The 18,391-nt window shown below is 34.0% G+C and carries 21 protein-coding genes; 18 read left to right on the plus strand and 3 right to left on the minus strand.

What is annotated here, in order from left to right; translation table 11 throughout:
- The first annotated feature begins 190 nt into the window (after positions 1-190).
- Together MKY04_RS08540 and MKY04_RS08545 are read left to right on the plus strand one after the other, a co-directional pair.
- Positions 191-1,291, plus strand: coding sequence for a DUF4362 domain-containing protein (locus MKY04_RS08540; protein WP_346235641.1), 1,101 nt, complete (start codon positions 191-193; stop codon positions 1,289-1,291).
- A 158-nt stretch (positions 1,292-1,449) separates the two neighbouring features.
- Positions 1,450-1,743: a DUF3784 domain-containing protein gene (locus MKY04_RS08545; protein ID WP_126294486.1), complete on the plus strand. Its 294-nt coding sequence runs from the start codon at positions 1,450-1,452 to the stop codon at positions 1,741-1,743.
- A gap of 135 nt (positions 1,744-1,878) precedes the next feature.
- On the opposite strand, the gene MKY04_RS22265 is transcribed toward MKY04_RS08545, so the two are convergent.
- Positions 1,879-1,983 (minus strand): hypothetical protein, encoded by a 105-nt coding sequence (locus MKY04_RS22265; protein WP_126294485.1) that lies wholly within the window; start codon positions 1,981-1,983, stop codon positions 1,879-1,881.
- 1,139 nt (positions 1,984-3,122) lie between these two features.
- Between MKY04_RS22265 and MKY04_RS08550 the strand changes: the two genes are divergently transcribed.
- The 10 genes from MKY04_RS08550 (at position 3,123) to rbsB (ending at position 11,868) form a co-directional block, all read left to right on the plus strand.
- A complete protein-coding gene (locus MKY04_RS08550; RefSeq protein ID WP_346235642.1) occupies positions 3,123-3,371 on the plus strand; it encodes a hypothetical protein in 249 nt (82 codons plus the stop codon).
- Positions 3,372-3,405: 34 nt separating this feature from the next.
- Positions 3,406-4,125, plus strand: a complete 720-nt coding sequence (locus tag MKY04_RS08555) for a UDP-N-acetylmuramyl pentapeptide phosphotransferase (RefSeq protein ID WP_346235643.1) — start codon at positions 3,406-3,408, stop codon at positions 4,123-4,125.
- A 69-nt stretch (positions 4,126-4,194) separates the two neighbouring features.
- Entirely contained in the window at positions 4,195-4,569 is a 375-nt protein-coding gene (locus tag MKY04_RS08560) for a DUF192 domain-containing protein (RefSeq protein WP_126294481.1), read from the plus strand.
- A 129-nt stretch (positions 4,570-4,698) separates the two neighbouring features.
- On the plus strand, positions 4,699-5,181 hold the full coding sequence (locus MKY04_RS08565; protein WP_346235644.1) for a DUF4306 domain-containing protein: 483 nt from the start codon (positions 4,699-4,701) through the stop codon (positions 5,179-5,181).
- Positions 5,182-6,206: 1,025 nt separating this feature from the next.
- Positions 6,207-7,190, plus strand: a complete 984-nt coding sequence (locus tag MKY04_RS08570) for a LacI family DNA-binding transcriptional regulator (protein WP_126294479.1) — start codon at positions 6,207-6,209, stop codon at positions 7,188-7,190.
- Positions 7,190-8,068, plus strand: coding sequence for a ribokinase (gene rbsK / locus MKY04_RS08575; protein WP_126294478.1), 879 nt, complete (start codon positions 7,190-7,192; stop codon positions 8,066-8,068). The genes MKY04_RS08570 and rbsK overlap by 1 nt, the downstream gene beginning before the upstream one ends.
- Complete coding sequence (rbsD, locus tag MKY04_RS08580; RefSeq protein ID WP_126294477.1) at positions 8,065-8,454, plus strand: D-ribose pyranase; 390 nt, start codon at positions 8,065-8,067, stop codon at positions 8,452-8,454. Before rbsK ends, rbsD begins: the two co-directional genes overlap by 4 nt.
- Positions 8,455-8,510: 56 nt before the next feature.
- Positions 8,511-10,004, plus strand: coding sequence for a sugar ABC transporter ATP-binding protein (locus MKY04_RS08585; RefSeq protein ID WP_126294476.1), 1,494 nt, complete (start codon positions 8,511-8,513; stop codon positions 10,002-10,004).
- Positions 10,005-10,014: 10 nt separating this feature from the next.
- Positions 10,015-10,932, plus strand: coding sequence for a ribose ABC transporter permease (gene rbsC, locus MKY04_RS08590; protein ID WP_281274610.1), 918 nt, complete (start codon positions 10,015-10,017; stop codon positions 10,930-10,932).
- Positions 10,933-10,944: 12 nt separating this feature from the next.
- Positions 10,945-11,868 carry a ribose ABC transporter substrate-binding protein RbsB gene (rbsB, locus tag MKY04_RS08595; protein ID WP_126294474.1) on the plus strand — a complete coding sequence of 308 codons (924 nt, stop codon included), beginning with the start codon at positions 10,945-10,947 and terminating at the stop codon, positions 11,866-11,868.
- A gap of 45 nt (positions 11,869-11,913) precedes the next feature.
- Here the strand turns inward: rbsB and MKY04_RS08600 are convergent, their stop codons facing one another.
- Positions 11,914-12,357, minus strand: a complete 444-nt coding sequence (locus MKY04_RS08600; protein WP_346235645.1) for a DoxX family protein — start codon at positions 12,355-12,357, stop codon at positions 11,914-11,916.
- A 134-nt stretch (positions 12,358-12,491) separates the two neighbouring features.
- Between MKY04_RS08600 and MKY04_RS08605 the strand changes: the two genes are divergently transcribed.
- From MKY04_RS08605 to MKY04_RS08630, 6 genes are all read left to right on the plus strand, one after another.
- Positions 12,492-13,115 carry an HD domain-containing protein gene (locus tag MKY04_RS08605; protein WP_126294473.1) on the plus strand — a complete coding sequence of 208 codons (624 nt, stop codon included), beginning with the start codon at positions 12,492-12,494 and terminating at the stop codon, positions 13,113-13,115.
- Between the two features lie 173 nt (positions 13,116-13,288).
- Positions 13,289-13,915 (plus strand): TetR/AcrR family transcriptional regulator, encoded by a 627-nt coding sequence (locus MKY04_RS08610; RefSeq protein WP_126294472.1) that lies wholly within the window; start codon positions 13,289-13,291, stop codon positions 13,913-13,915.
- 18 nt (positions 13,916-13,933) lie between these two features.
- Positions 13,934-14,755 carry a transporter substrate-binding domain-containing protein gene (locus MKY04_RS08615; RefSeq protein WP_126294471.1) on the plus strand — a complete coding sequence of 274 codons (822 nt, stop codon included), beginning with the start codon at positions 13,934-13,936 and terminating at the stop codon, positions 14,753-14,755.
- A 17-nt stretch (positions 14,756-14,772) separates the two neighbouring features.
- Positions 14,773-15,414: an amino acid ABC transporter permease gene (locus MKY04_RS08620; RefSeq protein WP_126294470.1), complete on the plus strand. Its 642-nt coding sequence runs from the start codon at positions 14,773-14,775 to the stop codon at positions 15,412-15,414.
- 16 nt (positions 15,415-15,430) lie between these two features.
- The gene (locus MKY04_RS08625; protein ID WP_126294469.1) at positions 15,431-16,177 is read left to right on the plus strand and encodes an amino acid ABC transporter ATP-binding protein; all 747 of its coding nucleotides are present in this window, start codon (positions 15,431-15,433) and stop codon (positions 16,175-16,177) included.
- Between the two features lie 57 nt (positions 16,178-16,234).
- Positions 16,235-16,663, plus strand: coding sequence for an OsmC family protein (locus MKY04_RS08630; protein ID WP_346235646.1), 429 nt, complete (start codon positions 16,235-16,237; stop codon positions 16,661-16,663).
- 449 nt (positions 16,664-17,112) lie between these two features.
- Here the strand turns inward: MKY04_RS08630 and fabF are convergent, their stop codons facing one another.
- On the minus strand, positions 17,113-18,345 hold the full coding sequence (fabF, locus tag MKY04_RS08635; RefSeq protein WP_346235647.1) for a beta-ketoacyl-ACP synthase II: 1,233 nt from the start codon (positions 18,343-18,345) through the stop codon (positions 17,113-17,115).
- Between the last annotated feature and the right edge of the window lie 46 nt (positions 18,346-18,391).

Consider the following 18,391-nt stretch of genomic DNA (forward strand, 5'->3'; position numbering starts at 1 on the left):
AAATTAAAAGTCACAGGTTGAACTATTAATATTAGCAACTTTGGAATTTATGCAAATTCAAATTGTAAGGAAATGTATATAGATAACATGGGGATTTGTAACTTTATTCCATTCTTGTTCGTCTAGTTTATATGGGGAGTTGGAAATTGATAAAGCTTTTCTATTGGTAGAAACTGGAGGTATCAATCTAATGAAAAAAACATCCTGCATCATTTTTCTATCGTTATTAATTGTGGTGCTATCTGCTTGTCTTAATCAAGATGAGACAGTAGAAGGCAGCTCTGAAATTAATGTGAAGGGCTTAGAGAATGTTGATGTTCTAAATAGTCATGGAAGAATTAAAGGATTGGAAAATATGACTAATTTCTATGAAAATATGCAAAACGGAGTTCCTTCTGAATTGAGAATTGTTCACTATACAATTGAAGGGGACCCAATTGTAACAGATTTAAATTATAACGGAGAACTTCTTGAAGTAATAGATGATACAACACGAGATAAATATGGTAGTGGAGCTATTAGGCATAATAATTGTAGCAAGTTGATTGAGGAGGTTAATCCTATCAATACCACATATATAGCAGTTGACTGTATTAACGATCCTTATGGGATGCAGGAAATTTTGCAGATAAACTACAACTTGAGCCAACAAGATTTGTTTGAATTTGAGTTGAAATATGGATTAAATTTGGAGAACGAAATAAATACATTAACAAACACAATGAAAAAAGTTAGCGTTGAAAATGGAACACAAATAAATCATGACTATAATATAGCAATGGATGTAAAGCAAGAAATGTATAAAAGATTAGTTTTTGCAAACTACTTAGAAGAAAAAGATTTAACTCAGACATGTGATACTAAGGATACAACCAATTATTTTTTAAGAGTACACATAAATGGTGGTCAACGTGAATATCAATGGGATGCTTGTGATCACAGTAAGGATGGGGTGAAGTTTACTAAAATTGCAAACTACATCATTGAACAATCTGCTGAGGAACAAGCTGAACAACCAAAAGTCACCGTACAAGGCTATGTATTAGAAAAGAAGGGCAAAGAACTGTTAATTGGAGAAGGACTTACGATGCTTGACTACCAATGGATTAAAGAAGAATTACAACAGATGGATTTTGAAGATTATAGTTTTGATTTTACAATCTTAGTAGGGGAAAATACAATAGAATTCAATCCAGGTGATAAAATCCAAGCAACTATAGAAGGAACTATCAGTGATTCAAAACCAGGTAGAGCAAGAGTAAAGGAAATTAAGAAACTAGAATTGTACTAATTGTTTATATATAGGACTAGAGATATTAACTGAATTTTTCTTCTACTGCAGATGCATGAGAATTAAAATACAACACAGCATTTCCTATTAAATTATCAGGATAGTTAATGAAACCTTTAAGAAAAAGTGAACGTAAATAATAATAGGGAGGGCACAATATGTACTTTGATTTGAATGTTAGTTCTATAACGGTTGCTATTCTTTTTATATTTGTTGCTTATTATGTTGGAGTCAAGAAACAAACTTGGATTTTAAAAGGCTTTAATCAAGCAAGGATTAGGGATAAGGATAAGTTAGCAGAGATTGCAGGATTTTTCTTCTTGAATAGTGGGTTTTTCTTACTCTTAAATGGCATTATCCATATTCCGTACCAGGATTCGTTTACTCCTTCTATAATCCTTGCTTACGGTGCGTGTACAATTATTTATGTTCATAAGACATTGGTTGAATAAAAATAGTATTTTGAAAAATTGTATTTAAATAGACGGAGCTTTAAGTTTTTCATTTTTTATAAATTCTTGAATAAATGTTGCTTTGTATTATTTTTATACTCTTTAGCTAACACCTCTGCTCTAAGTCTTTAAAATTCAGGATAACCCATATGGTTCTTCAATTGTTTTTAGTTCAAAACCTTGCAAATATTCACCATTTGGTAGTTTGTGCAAGGTTTTCATTTCACTATAATCCCCCACATATGAGCCTTTAAATATAAATATATCTTCAACTGTACTTTGTTTATTTGTTCTGCAGCCATTTAAAAAAGTAATAACAATGGAAGCAATGTATAATTAATTATTTCTCTCATTTTTCCTCCTCCTCTGTTCTTATCGTGAAATTTACCAAATACAAAATAAGCAGTTTGGTTTAGGTAAAATTTGTATTTTATGGTAAAATTAAAATGTGGTAGGGAGTGATATCTTCTGAAAAAAATGAGCATCCTTTTTGCTTTCGTGATTTTATTATTTGGAGTATTTGGGTATCTACAAAATAAAAAAACGAATGCTGTAGTCAAGGAGGAAGACTTTGTTTATCGGCTTGTAACAGAAAAAGCCCAGTACAGTGACAATGAAACGGTAAAAATATATAACGGAACTTGAATATATAGGAGATAAAGAAGAGATTGAAATTTCTCATGCAAATTCCCCATTTTATTTTCCAATGGTTGAGACAACTCGAAATTACGAAATTGATTATCTTATGCCCAATCATTTATAACTACTAAACTCTTTAAAGGGGAACCAATCCGTCAAGAATATATGGGTAGTGGTGGGTATAGTTCACAGGATGAAAAAAAATACATAGAATTTATGAAACAAATTATGAACCAAGAATTTCCTAAGGGACATTATGTTGTAAATGGATTTACTGATTTTAATGTATTAGCCGATGGGGATTCTGAACAAGGGAAAAGGTATGAAATAAAAGCGAAAATTGAATTTAAGGTTAATGATAGTAAATAAAATATCTTTCACTAATAATGGCCACGCTTTTTGGCCTTTGAGTGCAAGTTACAAAGGAATAGATTGGAGTAATTATGAAATTTTTATTTGGTTTTTTTCTTTTATTACTGGGAAGTTTTTTTATGTCAATTACCATTGATGATTCAATAATCGGTAACAGTATCTTGAAGATAATGGGTTTTCTATGCATCTATGGTTTTGTTAAAATATACCAAGAGAAAAACAAAAATTTATACTGAACTAGTAGGGGTGAATAGCGGTAGAAGAAGTACAGCTATTCCTATGGGATTTAAAAGGAGCAATGAAGTGAAAAAAATATAATTTTCCTAGTTACTTCAACTTTATTAATTATATTAGGCATTCTATTTTATATGAATGGAAGTAATAATGATGTTCTAGAAACTACAACAGAACAGATAAAAGTAATTAGTAAGCATAAATCTTCCGAAGAACACTGGATTATCCTTGCTAATGATAAAAAGGTTTTTATAGAAAATTTCAGTAACTGGGCATTAATCGAAGAGAATGAGAGCTATACAATAGTTTATGATTTAATGGAAGATACTGAAAAAAATTATTTAAGAACAATTGTCCCAGATGATTATAATGGTCAGTTTTAATTTATTTTATAAACCAATTTAGGGAGGGAAAGGTTTGTTATATGTAGCCTTACTTATAGGTATCGTTTTAATTGTATCTACAACTAAACTTACTGAAGCTTATAAACTTTCAAGCAATTGGGAGTTGCTTGGTCATATTGCTGCTGCACTTGTAATTATAATAGTCGGGAAACTAGAGGTAAGCTATATCAATCAAATTTATGGCGGCAATATTGAATTGGGGTATTTAACAATCCCAATTACTTTACTGTTTCTTGTCAGTTTTACAAATGTGATGAATATTAAAAAAGTGCAAAGTTCTACACTATTGCTGTTATCATGCATCTCTTTAATTTGCTTTTCACTGTCAGCTTACATTATTGGTATTTCATTTGTAGAAATAATGGGAATTTGTGCTAGTTTAATCATTATATTAATTCTGATCTACGGCTACTTTTCAGGCAAAATGTTTGCAGGAAGAACTCTTACTAATTCAATCGGTTTCATCATCGCAGTGCTTTCAGTTTCCCTAATTAAAATGTCTATTGTAATGATCTATATTCCGATATTTACTTTAGCACTTCCATTAACTATATACAATTTCATTCAAAATAAAACAACGAGTGGACACTCACTTGCAAGTAGCTCCTTAATAGCTATATTATTCGGGTTATTAATTTTTATAGCTCCTTCCTATATACTATGGTATCTAATTGTTGGGTTCACAATTACTTTGATTATCATGCAATTCTCAAGCAAATATCGCTTTATTTAACTTGGTAATAAAATTCTTTGAAACATAGTCCGATCTTGTTTATAGCTATTTTTCTCGAAGGGAAGGGAAATGGTGAAAAAAAGAATAAGAATAATTGGTGGAGAAAAGGAAACCAAATTATTTGTTCAAGTTGCAAATACTAAAGAAAAAAGAGAAAAGGGCTTAATGTTTGTTGAATATTTACCTGAAAATGAAGGATTGTTATTTGTGTTTTCTGAAAAAATATATGGCGGTTTTTGGATGAAAAATACTTTAATTCCTTTATCTATTGCTTTTATTGATACAGATGGTAAAATTCTCAAAATACTAGATATGGAACTATGCAAAGTGGAAGAATGTCCTATTTACAATCCAGGAATTTTCTATCGTTATGCAATTGAGGTAAATTTCGGATGGTTTAGAAGGAAAGGAATCAAAGAAGGGGATTATGTAATCTTTGATTAATTTATCGGATTGTATATGTCCATATTTTTTCTTATAGAGGAAAGGATAGGGCAATAAATTAGTATGTACTAATAATGGTATGATAGATAATTTACTTGAAATAAGTATGTATGATTGCGAGGATGAAAATTGTTTAAATATATATTACAACTCTCCTTAGGAATGTTTATTTTAATGGTATCAACATTTGTCGCTTGGTATGAGGGAAGCGCCATTACTTATACTTATAATTCAATAGAATGGGAATATTCAACACCATTCACTCATTTTTTTAATCATAATATAACAAGTGGGCAGGACATAAGCCAACTGGATTATTTTGTTTATTCGTCTAAATTCCAACCAATGTTCCCAGCCATTATGATAGTAAGCGTTATATATATGGTAAGTGTAATCGGATTTTATCTTTTAAGTCATATAACTAAGTTCTCTATAGGTTATTGGGGATTAATATGTTCTTTGTTAATATTATTTTCAGTATTTTTATCCAATTCTGTAACAATTGGTGGAAAGGTTATTTTCTGGATTACTTGTGTAAGTGTTTTATTTTGTTTGATAGTTGTGGGAGTACATATATATAAAATTAAGTGTCCACAGATTAATATAAATTAAATAACTTTCAGAACTAATTTGGTTCGTGAAAATTTTCAAATGAAGGGTTGCTAAGGCATCCCTTTTTATTCTATATCCAATGGAAAGGGTAATATTCAATATAGCAAGTAAAGATAAATTTAAAGGGGAGGGGTAAAATGAAAGAATTAGTATTTATTGGTTTATCGAGTGTTATTTTATTTTTGATTATAACTTATCTTAAAGAGGATTTTCACGAAAACAAAGGATTTTCACAAGACTTGCCTAAATAAGGGAGATTATCAATTATAATTATTTTTCCTAGTGATTCATTCTTAGAAAAACCTAAGTTCCTATCAAATCATTATGAGAAAGAGATTTTTAAGATTATTTTGATGGATATTGAAATGGTAGACAAGACGTACCCAGAATTAAATATTAAAAGTGCTCCGTATTTTATATTTTTAGATTCGGAAGGAATAGTATTTGAAACAGAGGATATGAAAAAGCTGAAATTTTTTATAAAAAAATGTAAAGGATAAAGATCTTTAACGTTTTTTTAAGATGATCTTAGCTTTAATCTTGCTTCTGTACACAATCTTTTTCGTTTTTCATGGATGGAGGTCCAATTGATTGTAAACTCGGTCCTGCCACACCATTGAAATTAAACTTCCTCATAAATTCCTTGTTTCTCCATGTAAAGTAGGCATAAAAACATCTTGTAAGGTAGAATTGTTTTAAAAAATTTATAAAAAAGTTCTGTTAAAAAAGCTAAAAACATAGACTTTATAAGGGTTCTCATAGTTTGCTTGAGAGCATTAAAAAATATTTTTATAAAAAATGAAATTTTAGTATAGCCTAAACTCTATAAATGTGACATACTATAATATGTTTTGAGGTATTAATATTAATTACAGTTATTTTATCCTTATATGTGGAACCGATTACACAATATATGTCACACCAATCTTTGATAATGTGGAACCGATTACACATTGTGGTATTATATGTAACCGGTACCATATTTGAAAAATCTCTATGATTCTAATAAAGAGTGTGATAGATAAATGGCAAATATAAGTGATGTAGCAAAGAAAGCAAATGTTTCAGTTGCAACGGTTTCTAGATACTTAAATGAAAGCGGATACGTTGGAAAGAAATCGCGTGCAGCAATAGAATGTGCTATTAAAGAATTAAATTATACCCCGAGTGAGGTTGCTAGATCTTTATCTACTAAACAGTCGGACCTTATTGGGTTAATTATTCCAGATATTAAAAATCCATTCTTTCCGGAGCTGGCTAGAGCGGTGGAAGATACGGCTTTTAAATACGGTTATACAGTTATACTATGCAATTCAGATGAAAATGTAGAGAAGGAACAGCATTACCTGCAAACTCTTTCTAAAAAATACGTGGCTGGAATTATTTTAACTTCGATAATTGACAGCGACAAACATAATAACGAATTTAATATTCCGATGGTAGCGCTAGACCGCCCGCTAGACTTGGATATTCCAACTGTCACAACCGACAATCAAAAAGGATCAAAGCTTGGAACGGACTATTTAATACAAAGTGGTGCAACGTCAATTCTTTGTTTAACCGGGCCAACTACATTGTCCTCAACAAAGCTTAGACTGGATGGTTTTTTACAGGCAATAGAAGGTAGGCAGATCGAAACACATATTATTGAAAGTCCATATGATTTTGAAGCTGCACAACAAATCGTTTTTGAATATATACAAGGTCATCCAGACATAAATGGCATTTTTGCATTTAGTGATGCCTCTGCAATTGGCGCATTAAAAGCGGCACATCGATTAGGTAAGAAGATTCCTGAACAACTACAAATTGTAGGATTTGATGGAACGCAAATGGGAGAAGTTGTAACTCCAAGCTTAACTACAGTAGCCCAAAATATTTATAAATTAGGGGAAGCTGCAACGGAAATGTTAATACAACAAATTGAAGGAAAAACCATATTAAATGTGTCCAAATGTATAGATCCGCAATTATACATTCGTGAGACAACTCGAAAGGAGTCAACATAATGATTACAGTCATCGGTAGTATCAATATGGATATTGCAATTCAAACAGATATTTTTCCTAAACAAGGAGAAACCGTATTAGGAAATTTATTTACAACGATTCCTGGTGGGAAAGGGGCAAATCAAGCTGTTGCAGTTGCAAGATTAGGAAGTCAAGTTCAAATGGTCGGTGCAGTTGGGAAAGATAGCTTTGGTGATGAACTAAAGTCAAATTTAGAAAATGAAAACATTGTCGTAGATAGTGTTGTAAGAACTAGCAACTCTACTGGAATTGCGAATATTTTACTGCATGATCAAGATAACCGTATTATCGTTGTACCTGGTGCCAATTTTGATGTTACGAAAGATTTAATTGATGAAAATATGGAATTAATCAAAAAAAGTAGTCTGATTATGCTGCAGCTAGAAATTCCAGTAGAAACTATTGAATATGTATTAGAAATTTGCCAGCAATTTGAAATACCTGTGTTACTTAATCCAGCACCAGCTGCAAACTTTAAACGTGAGTGGATTGAAAAGGTAACTTTCTTAACGCCAAATGAAACAGAATGTCTAGTAATGTTTGGAGCAGATTACGAAACGGTATTAAAACAATATCCAAATAAAATTATTGTGACTTTGGGCGGCGACGGTGCTGCTTACCATAATGGATCCGAAATCGTGCGAATCGCAGGCTACAAAACAACTGCCATTGATACAACAGGTGCAGGTGATACATTTAATGGAGCTTTTGCACATGCCATTACTTCAGGTAGTTCAATTGATGAAGCAGTTTATTTTGCAAATATCGCTGCATCCCTTTCAGTTGAAAAATTTGGCGCACAGGGTGGTATGCCGACGCTACAGGAAGTGAATGCACGTTTGGAGGAACAAAAATGAAAAAGCACGGGATATTAAACAGAGAATTAGCAGGACATTTTGCTAAATTAGGTCATACTGATCAAATTGTTATAGCAGATTGTGGGTTACCAATACCAAATAATGTCCCATGTATTGATTTAGCATATCGATTAGGGGAACCGCCGTTTACTACGATTTTAGACGTAGTTTTAGAAGACTTAGTTGTAGAAGCTGCCATTGTTGCAGAAGAAGTAAAAACAAATAATGAGCAAGTTGGAAATGAACTTTCAATGAAATGTCCAAACATCTCATACGTATCTCATGAGGAGTTTAAGGCTCTTACGAAAAATACAAGATTAATTATTCGAACAGGTGAAACAACACCATATGCAAATGTTATCTTACAATGCGGCGTTATTTTTTAATTAAAACTTATAAGAATGGCTTTTCTAATATAACCATAAAAAAGTAGGTGATTCATATGATCGAAATGAAAGGTATTTCAAAATCATTTAGTGGCAATGTCGTGTTAGATAATGTGCAATTTAATTTAGCAGATGGTGAAATCCATGCTCTTATGGGTGAAAACGGCGCTGGGAAATCGACAATGATGAAAATTTTAAGCGGTATTTATACAAAAGACGCTGGGGAAGTCGTAGTTGATGGAGAGGTTGTTCATTTTAAATCACCTAAAGATGCTGAGAAATATGGAATTATCGTTATTCATCAAGAGTTAAATATTTTGCCAGATTTGACTGTTGCACAGAATTTATTTTTAGGTAAAGAACTGACTTACGGCAAAACTGGAATCTTAAAAACTCGCCAAATGGAAAAAGAAGCACACGAACTTCTTTTAAGATTAGGGTTAGATGTCAACCCAAGAATGCGAACTGGTGATTTATCTGTAGGGAAACAACAAATTATTGAAATCGCGAAAGCAATTGCAAGTGATGCAAAATATATCGTTATGGATGAACCGACTGCTGCATTAACAGATCGAGAAATTGAAACTTTATTTAAAACGATTCGCGAATTAAAGGCAAAAGGAATTTCGTTTGTCTATATCTCACACCGTATGGAAGAAATTTTTGCAATTTGTGATCGTATTACAATCTTGCGAGATGGCGGGTATGTTGGTGTACGAAATATTCCTGAAACAAATTTTGATGAAATTGTAGCAATGATGGTAGGACGGGAGCTTGGGGAACGTTTCCCAGAACGAAATTGCCAAATTGGTGAAACAAAGCTGGAAGTCCGAAACTTAACTGTAAATGGACTATTTAAGGATATTTCTTTTTCATTGAAAAAAGGAGAGGTATTGGCTGTTGCTGGTTTAATGGGTGCCGGTCGTACAGAAGTTGCACAAACCATTTTTGGTTATCGAAAAGCTAGCAGCGGTGAGATTTTCATTGACGGGAAAAAGGCAACGATTAAATCACCAATTGATGCGATGAACCATCGTATCGGCTTTGTTACGGAGGACCGTAAAACACAAGGGTTGGTTTTAGATTTTTCTATAAAAGAGAATATCGCTTTAGCTAATCTTAAAAAATGCTCATCATCTGGTGTTCTTAATAAAGAAAAAGAAACTTCAATGGTGATGAAATATATCGAAGATCTTAAAATCCGCACTTCAAGTCCTGAACAGAGTGCTAAATCTTTAAGTGGTGGGAACCAGCAAAAAGTCGTAATTGGGAAATGGCTAGGTACTGATCCTGAAATCTTAATATTAGATGAACCAACTCGTGGTGTAGATATCGGCGCGAAAAAAGAAATCTATCATATTATCAATCAGCTAGCAGAAGCAGGTGTTGCAATTTTAATGATTTCATCTGAGTTGCCAGAAGTCATTGGCATCGCTGATCGTGTAATCGTTATGCAAGAAGGAAAGCTAACTGGTGAAGTCAATAAAGAGCAAATGACACAAGAAGTCATTATGCATTATGCAACAGGAGGAGAGCAACTTGTCTATTAAATCAAAAGAAATGTTATCAAAGCTAGGACCGTTATTCGGGTTACTTTTGCTAATTATTATTGTTTCAGTATTAAACCCTAGCTTCCTATCAATTGCCAATATATTTAATGTACTTCGACAGGTTTCAATTAGTGCAATTATTGCGTTCGGTATGACATTTGTTATTTTAACAGGTGGAATTGACTTGTCAGTTGGGTCAACTTTAGCCTTAACAGGTGCTATTGCTGCAAGTTTACTAGCAGGCGGATTGGATCCATTTCTAACAATGGGAATCGCTTTAATTTTAGGTTTAATTTTAGGTGCTATTAACGGGGTCGTTATTACTAAAGGAAAGGTTGCACCATTCATCGCAACACTTGCAACAATGACAATTTACCGTGGTTTAACTTTAGTATTTACAGAAGGTCGCCCAATTTCGGGTTTAGGTGATCATTATTCATTTCAATTATTCGGGAAAGGATACTTTTTAGGATTCCCAGTTCCTGTTGTAACGATGGTTATTGCATTTTTCATACTATACTTTATTTTACAAAAAACAACATTTGGACGTCGCGTCTATGCTGTTGGTGGAAATGAGGAAGCTGCAAAATTATCTGGAATTAACACAGATCGAGTAAAAATAGCGGTTTATGCAATTACTGGATTTTTAGCAGCATTATCTGCGCTTATTTTAACTTCACGCTTAAATTCAGCTCAGCCAACTGCAGGGGAATCTTATGAATTAGATGCAATTGCAGCAGTTGTACTAGGTGGTACAAGCTTAAACGGTGGTAAAGGCTGGATTTTTGGAACACTGATCGGTGCGTTAATTATCGGTGTATTAAATAACGGAATGAACTTGATTGGTGTGTCGTCATTCTGGCAGCAAGTAGTAAAAGGTATCGTAATTTTGTTAGCAGTTTTAATGGATCGTAAAAAATCAGCGTAAGGAGTACTTTATATGAAAAAGCTCACTTTATTGTTAGTAGTAGCATTAATGACAATCATCCTTTGTGCATGTTCAATGGAATCTCCTTTCTTAAAAAATGCAGAAGAAGGAGCAACGGGTGAAAAAACATCATTTAAAATCGGCTTCTCTATCTCAACTTTAAACAATCCGTTTTTTGTTACTTTAAGTGAAGGTGCAGAAGCAAATGCAAAAGAACTAGGCTCAGAAATTTCGATTGTTGATGCACAAGACGATGCATCTAAACAAGCTTCTGACGTTGAAGATTTAATTCAACAAGGTGTTGATATTATTTTAATTAATCCTGTAGACTCTGCAGCAATTGGCTCTGCAGTTGAATCAGCAAATGCAGCGGGAATTCCTGTTATTACAGTTGACCGTTCAGCTGAAAGTGGAGAGGTAGTTTCACATATTGCATCAGATAACGTAGCAGGTGGAGTATTGGCAGGGGAGTATTTACTTGAATTAGCAGGTGAAGGAGCAAAAGTTGCCATGCTAGAAGGAACTGCAGGTTCTTCTGCTGCACGTGATCGCGGTGAAGGATTCCTAACTGCAGTCGAAGGAAAAGTTGATATCGTATCTAGCCTAACTGCTAATTTTGACCGCAGCGAAGGCTTAACTGTTATGGAAAATATGCTGCAGGCAAACCCGGAAATTCAAGCAGTCTTTGCACAAAATGACGAGATGGCATTAGGTGCCCTTGAAGCAATCGAAGCAGCCAATAAAGATATTATCGTTATTGGCTTTGATGCAACAGATGATGCGCTAGCTAAAATCGAAGAAGGTAAAATGGCAGCTTCAGTTGCACAAAAGCCCGAGGAAATTGGGAAAGCAGCAATTAAAACTGCAGTTGATTACTTAAATGGTAAAACAGTTGAAGAATTCGTTCCAGTAGATTTAGAGTTAGTTAAACAATAAGTAACAAATAGCAGGTAGAACAATATCGCTCTGCCTGCTATTTTTTTAATAGCTCCTTTTAAATTCAACTTTGGATTTCTTTTTAGTATCTCTAACAAAAAGTTTATCTAATGCAAGTAAGCGACTGCCCCCAAATAGCAAGTAGCAGGACATTGCTAGTAATGCGACATCGTATTCATATCCATTTAAAAAACCAGCATCAAATTTAACAAATACAATCGCTCCGGTCATTATAATAATTAGTAAAGCGGATACAAAACGGACTGAAAAGCCGATAATTAAAAAGAATCCGCCTATTAATTCAACTCCTGCTATACCAAAAGAAACATAGTCAGCATATGGAATATTGTAGCTTTCGAATCTTTTTATCGTTTCAGCTATCCCCTCCTGAAACTTTGCCAATCCGTGAATTAAAAATATACTTCCAAGGACAATGCGAATAATTAGCGCCCCAAATTCGTTTTTATACAGTTTATAATCTCCTCTCAAAATAAGTTTTTATATTATCTTATTGTGGCTAGTCCAGATATAATACACTTCTAGAAAATAAGTTTATCTGAAAGAAAAGTTTTATTTCATGTCTTAATCCTTTCATTTATAATTTCAATAGGAGATGATGAAGTATGATTACACAAATAAAAGATTCTGTTAAAGAGATTTATGAAAATTATGATGCAAGCCATGATTTTCAACATATCGAACGTGTATTACAAAATGCAGAAGCAATACTTGAAACGGAGCCAACAGCAGATAAAGAAGTAGTTCGCCTTGCTGCATTATTACATGATGTAAGTGATAAAAAGTATACAGATAATAAAGATAATGAAAATCGTTTAATTGATTCATTAAATATATCTGAAGAAAAAAAGGATCATATTCGTGAAATAATTTCGAGTGTTTCATTTAATGGTGGGAATCAACTTCCTGCTAAAACGATTGAAGCTAAAATTGTGAGAGATGCAGATAGATTAGATGCAATTGGTGCTATTGGAATTGCTCGAACGTTTGCATTTGGTGGGGCGAAGGGACGCAAGCTTTATGATAATCATGAGGAAGTACGGGTAAAAATGACAGAAGAAGAATACCGTTCAAAAAGTACAGCCTCAGTTACACATTTCTACGAAAAGCTTTTGCTTTTAAAGGAATTAATGACCACAGAAAAAGGAAAGCAAATGGCTGAAGAAAGACATGCATTTATGGAAAACTTTTTAAGCCAATTAAAGAATGAGATTGAAGGAAGAGCCTAAAATAACAAATACATTAGAAGTCATTTTGATTTTTTCAAGATGACTTTTTTTAATTTGTTTTTTTAAAATTCTAAGGCTATATAAATTTCCAAAAAAATTAAGTAAAAACATTTGACTAATCTCAAGTTAATTTGTAGGATTTAATTAACTGACGAGTCAGTTAGGAGGTGTGAATGATGCAAGATCGAGTGCGAAGACAAGATAGGAAGCGGCAATTATTACAGATTGCATTAGAACTATTTGCAACAAAAGGCTTTGAGAATACGAAAATTTCTGACATAGTTGCAAAAGCTGAAGTATCGCAAGGAACTTTTTATTGGCATTTTGAAAGTAAAGAGGCGATTTGCTTAGAGATGCTCGAGGCTGGACGTGTTCAAATATTAGAGGCAATCCAAATTGGATATCGTACAACAAAAGTAGATGTGCAAGATTCAGTTGTTTCCTCAATGAGTATTTTTGAACATATATTTAAATTTGCAGAAGAAAATCCGTTTTTAATGCAAATTATTTTAAAGGGGATTCATTCACAGCCTACATTACAAACAAAAGTTGATGCAATTAAAACGGATATGGAAGCTGCTTTTGCTAATAATATAAAACAAGCAAAAGAATTACATATGACGAATGAACGCATCAATCCAGAGATGCAGGCTGTTTTTGTAATGAGTCTTCTTGAAGGGGTTTTATCGCGATGGCTATTTAAATCTTCTTCATCAAGCCAAGTATTGCAGCATCATTCACTACAAGAAATCATTGAAGAGACCGTAAAATTTGAATTTTTCGGCATTTTCGGTGTCTAAAACAGGAGGGAAAACAGCATGAAAAAAGCAAAATGGCTACTATCACTTGCAGCAGTATCTTCATTACTTTTAGCCGCATGTGGAGCTAATACAACAAAAGAAGCAGATAAAGACGAAGCAAACGCTCTTGAGCAAATCCAAGAGGAAGGTAAAATCACTGTAGGAATTATGGGTACATATGCTCCATATAACTACCTAAATGAAAATAAAGAGTACGATGGATTTGATGTGGATATTGCAAAAGAATTGGCTGAACGCCTTGGTGTGGAAGCTGAATTTGTTGCACAAGATTTTTCTGGGCTTATCCCTGGTTTGCAAAAAGACAAATTCGATATTTTAGTAAGTCAAGTTACGATTACAGAAGAACGTCAAAAACAAATTGATTTTACAGAACCATACATTACAAACCAAGTGAAAGTGATTGTTAAAGAATCAAATACAGATATTCAAACAAAAGAAGACTTTAAAGGGAAAAAAATTGGTGTTGGACTAGGTACAAATGATGAAACGTATTTACGTACGGAATTAATGCCTGAAGTTGGAGATTTTACAATTAATACGTACGACGATGTTATTACAACATTAAAAGATTTAGATTCAGGTCGTATTGATGCAACAATTAATAATGTATATGCTTTAAAACCTGTTGTTGAACAAAATGGTTATGCAATTAAAGCGGTTGGTGAACCAATAAAATCAGATAAGGCAGCAGTTGCAGTGAAAAAAGGAAATACAGAACTTGTTGAGGCATTAAATAAAGCTTTAGAAGAAATGAAGCAAGACGGTACGTACGAAGAAATCTTTATGAAATGGTTTGAAGAAGCGCCTCCAGCAGAATAAGGAAGCAGGTAACTACAATGAATCTGGTTATTGAAAATCTCCCTTTTTTATTAAAAGGGGCATACTATACTTTAAATATCACATTGGTTTCGATGTTTTTTGGTTTAATTATTGGCTTAATTACCGCGATTGCTCGAATTAAGGGCAATCGCGTTCTGCGTATGGTTGCAAGAGTATACGTTTCAATCATCCGTGGAACACCGCCGCTTGTTCAAATAGTAATTGTCTACTATGGTTTGGTGGATTTTGGTATTGAGTTGGGAGCACTTACGGCTGCCTACATTGCACTAAGTATTAATATTGGAGCATATGTTTCAGAAGCTTTCCGCGGTGCTATTGAGTCAGTACCAAAAGGTCAAACGGAAGCAGCAATTGCAACAGGGATGACTGAACGCCAGGCTATGCGCCGTATCGTCATTCCACAGGCAATACGCTATGCAATTCCTCCATTAGGAAATACATTCGTTGGTATGCTAAAAGAAACATCGCTTGTTTCTGCTATTACAGTGACAGAACTAATGCGTTCTGCCCAATTATTAGTATCCCAGTATTATGTGTATATGCCATTTTATTTAGCAATTGCTGTAATGTACTGGATAATGAGTACGTTCTTTACATTTATATTGCATAAAATTGAAAAACGATTGTCTGTTTACTAAAGGGGGGGCGTATTGCGTGATTGAGATTAGTCATCTACAAAAGAACTTTGGAGATAACGAAGTACTAAAAAACATTTCATTAACGATTCCTTCACAACAAGTCGTAGCTGTTATCGGTCCTAGTGGTTCTGGAAAGAGTACCTTCCTGCGCTGTATTAATGGTTTAGAAGCTATAACCGGCGGCACCGTCAATGTGAATGGGCATGTTATCGATCCACAAGCACAAAGAAAAGAATTACAAAAAGAAGTACACGCCATTCGGCAAGAAACGGGTATGGTATTCCAGCAATTTAATTTGTACCCACATAAAACGGTTGTAGAGAATGTAATGGAAGCACTTCTAATCGTTAAAAAAATGAAGAAGGATGAGGCATATAAAATTGCATCGGACTTGCTTTCAAAAGTTGGTCTTGCCGAAAAAAAAGAATCATATCCTTCACAACTATCCGGTGGTCAACAACAACGTGTAGCGATCGCACGAGCATTGGCAATGGAACCAAAATTAATGTTATTCGACGAACCGACATCGGCTCTAGATCCAGAGCTGGTAGGTGAAGTATTGAAAGTAATGAAAGACTTAGCAGAAGAGGGGATGACAATGGTCATCGTCACACATGAAATGAAATTTGCAAAAGAAGTAGCTGATAGAATTATTTTTATGGCGGATGGTGTCATTGTGGAAGATGCTAACCCGGTTGAATTTTTTGAGCATCCTCAAACAGAAAGAGCACAAAAATTTTTACAACAAGTATCAGAATTTTAACTTAGTTATTTAAATATTTTTCAAGCGGTTAACTGATTATGAAAGGAAATGAGCAAAATGCAAATTAAAGCGAAATGGCAAGGTGGACGTGCCTTTACAGCAGTTGGACCGACTGGATATCCAATGACGATGGATGCGACAGCTAATTATGGTGGGGAAGGAAAGGCTGCAACACCGACAGAAATGCTGCTAGCCTCATTAGCAGGCTGTATTGGAATTGATGTTACAATGATTTTAAAACCACATTTAGATGACATCGAAAATATTGAAATAACAGTAGACGGTGAACGTCGAGAGGAATTGCCGACAGCCTTTACTGCTGCTACACTTACATTTGTAGTTGATGGCAACATCACACCAAAAAAAGTATGGCGGGCAATTCATTTAGGTGAAGAAAAGTATTGCGCCGTGTCCGCATCACTTAAAGCAGAAATAACATACAAACTAATCTTGAATGGCGAAGAAGTACCTGCTGAGCAAGTATAATGAAAAATGATTGAAGGAGTTGTAATATTATCTCTTTCAATCATTTTTTTAATGTATTACCAATTGAAATTCCAAATAGTGTAAATTATAATTGAGATAATAATTCACAATAACAATGTACAAACCACTTAGCTCTAGCTGATTGTAATGTAGCCTTATTATATTTCCAATACATAAAGAAATAGACTGTTATTGAAGGAGAGATTTGAAATCGATTATAATTCGGTACCTATAAAGAAATTATGGCATTTAAATCAAAGTTAGTGAAGTTTCCGTTGACATGGATAACAGAGGCTGAAGAGGACTATATGAAAAGGTTTATCATAGGTGCAGCGTTAATATGGTTAATTTTATTAGCCTTGTGGTTTTTAACTTCAATGTCAGCTAATGACGAAGTGAAAACTAACCGTTTTTAAAAAAACGGTTAGTTTAATGAGAAATTTCATTCACTAGTATTTCTTTAAAACAATAGCTGAATTATGACCTCCGAAACCAAATGAGTTTGATAGACCATTTCTTATTTTCATTTTGCGGGCAACAAATGGTACATAATCTAAATCACATAATGGATCAGGATTTTCTAAATTTATTGTTGGAGGAATTACATCTTCGTTCAAACTCATTGCTAAAGCAATTGCTTCAACTCCTCCAGCTGCCCCTAACATATGACCAATCATAGACTTATTAGCTGTTACTGGAATCTGATAAGCACGCTTTCCAAACAACTGCTTAATAGCCATCGTTTCAGAGATGTCGCCCACTTTTGTACTAGTTGCATGGGCACTAATTACATCAATTTCTTCGGGCGATATATTTGCACTTTTTAAAGCTGATTTCATTGCAAGATAGGCACCTTTACCTTCCGGATGTGTAGCTACCATATGGTGTGCGTCTGAACTTGCACCATATCCAATGACTTCTGCATAAATCTTTGCATCTCTATGTAAAGCATGAGATAAAGATTCTAAGATTAGAATTCCAGCTCCTTCTGACATAACAAATCCATCTCGATTTTCATCAAAGGGTCGACTTGCTTTAGTGGGTTCATCATTTCTTATTGAAAGTGCTGTAGCATTACCAAAGCTTGCTATTGATAAGTCTGTTATAGCTGCCTCTGTTCCACCCGCAAACATAACATCAGCTTCTCCAGAACGAATTAATCTAAAAGCTTCTCCAATAGCAGTATTTCCAATTGCACAAGCAGAAACAGGCGACATAGAAGGGCCCATAGCATTCCATTTAATACTAATTTGTGCAGCAGCAGCATTCGAAATCATAGTAGGCACTAAAGTTGGACTGACTCTTCTTGGCCCCTTCTGCCTAAGCAAATCAATATTTTCAATCAAGGTTTCAATTCCTCCTATACCTGAACCTACATACACTCCTAACTTTTCTGCATCTATACTATCAAGGTCTAATTTAGAATCTGTCCAAGCTTGTTCAGCTGCAGCTAAAGCAAATTGGGAAAAACGATCTAAACGTCTTACTTCTTTCGTTTCTAAAATCTCAACAGCATCAAAATCCTGGACGATACCAGCAATTTTTGCCTTATGATTACTAACATCAAATGTATCAATAGTAGATATACCAGACTTCCCATTGATCAGATTGTTCCAAAATGTTTGGATATCGTTGCCTATAGGGGAAACTACTCCCATACCCGTAATAACTACTCTTTCCATTTCCATCCCTCCAAATCAATTTATATACTTGTATTTTACAGACCTC

This window comes from Lysinibacillus telephonicus, from assembly GCF_039654155.1.
In the GTDB taxonomy this organism is placed as follows: domain Bacteria; phylum Bacillota; class Bacilli; order Bacillales_A; family Planococcaceae; genus Ureibacillus; species Ureibacillus telephonicus.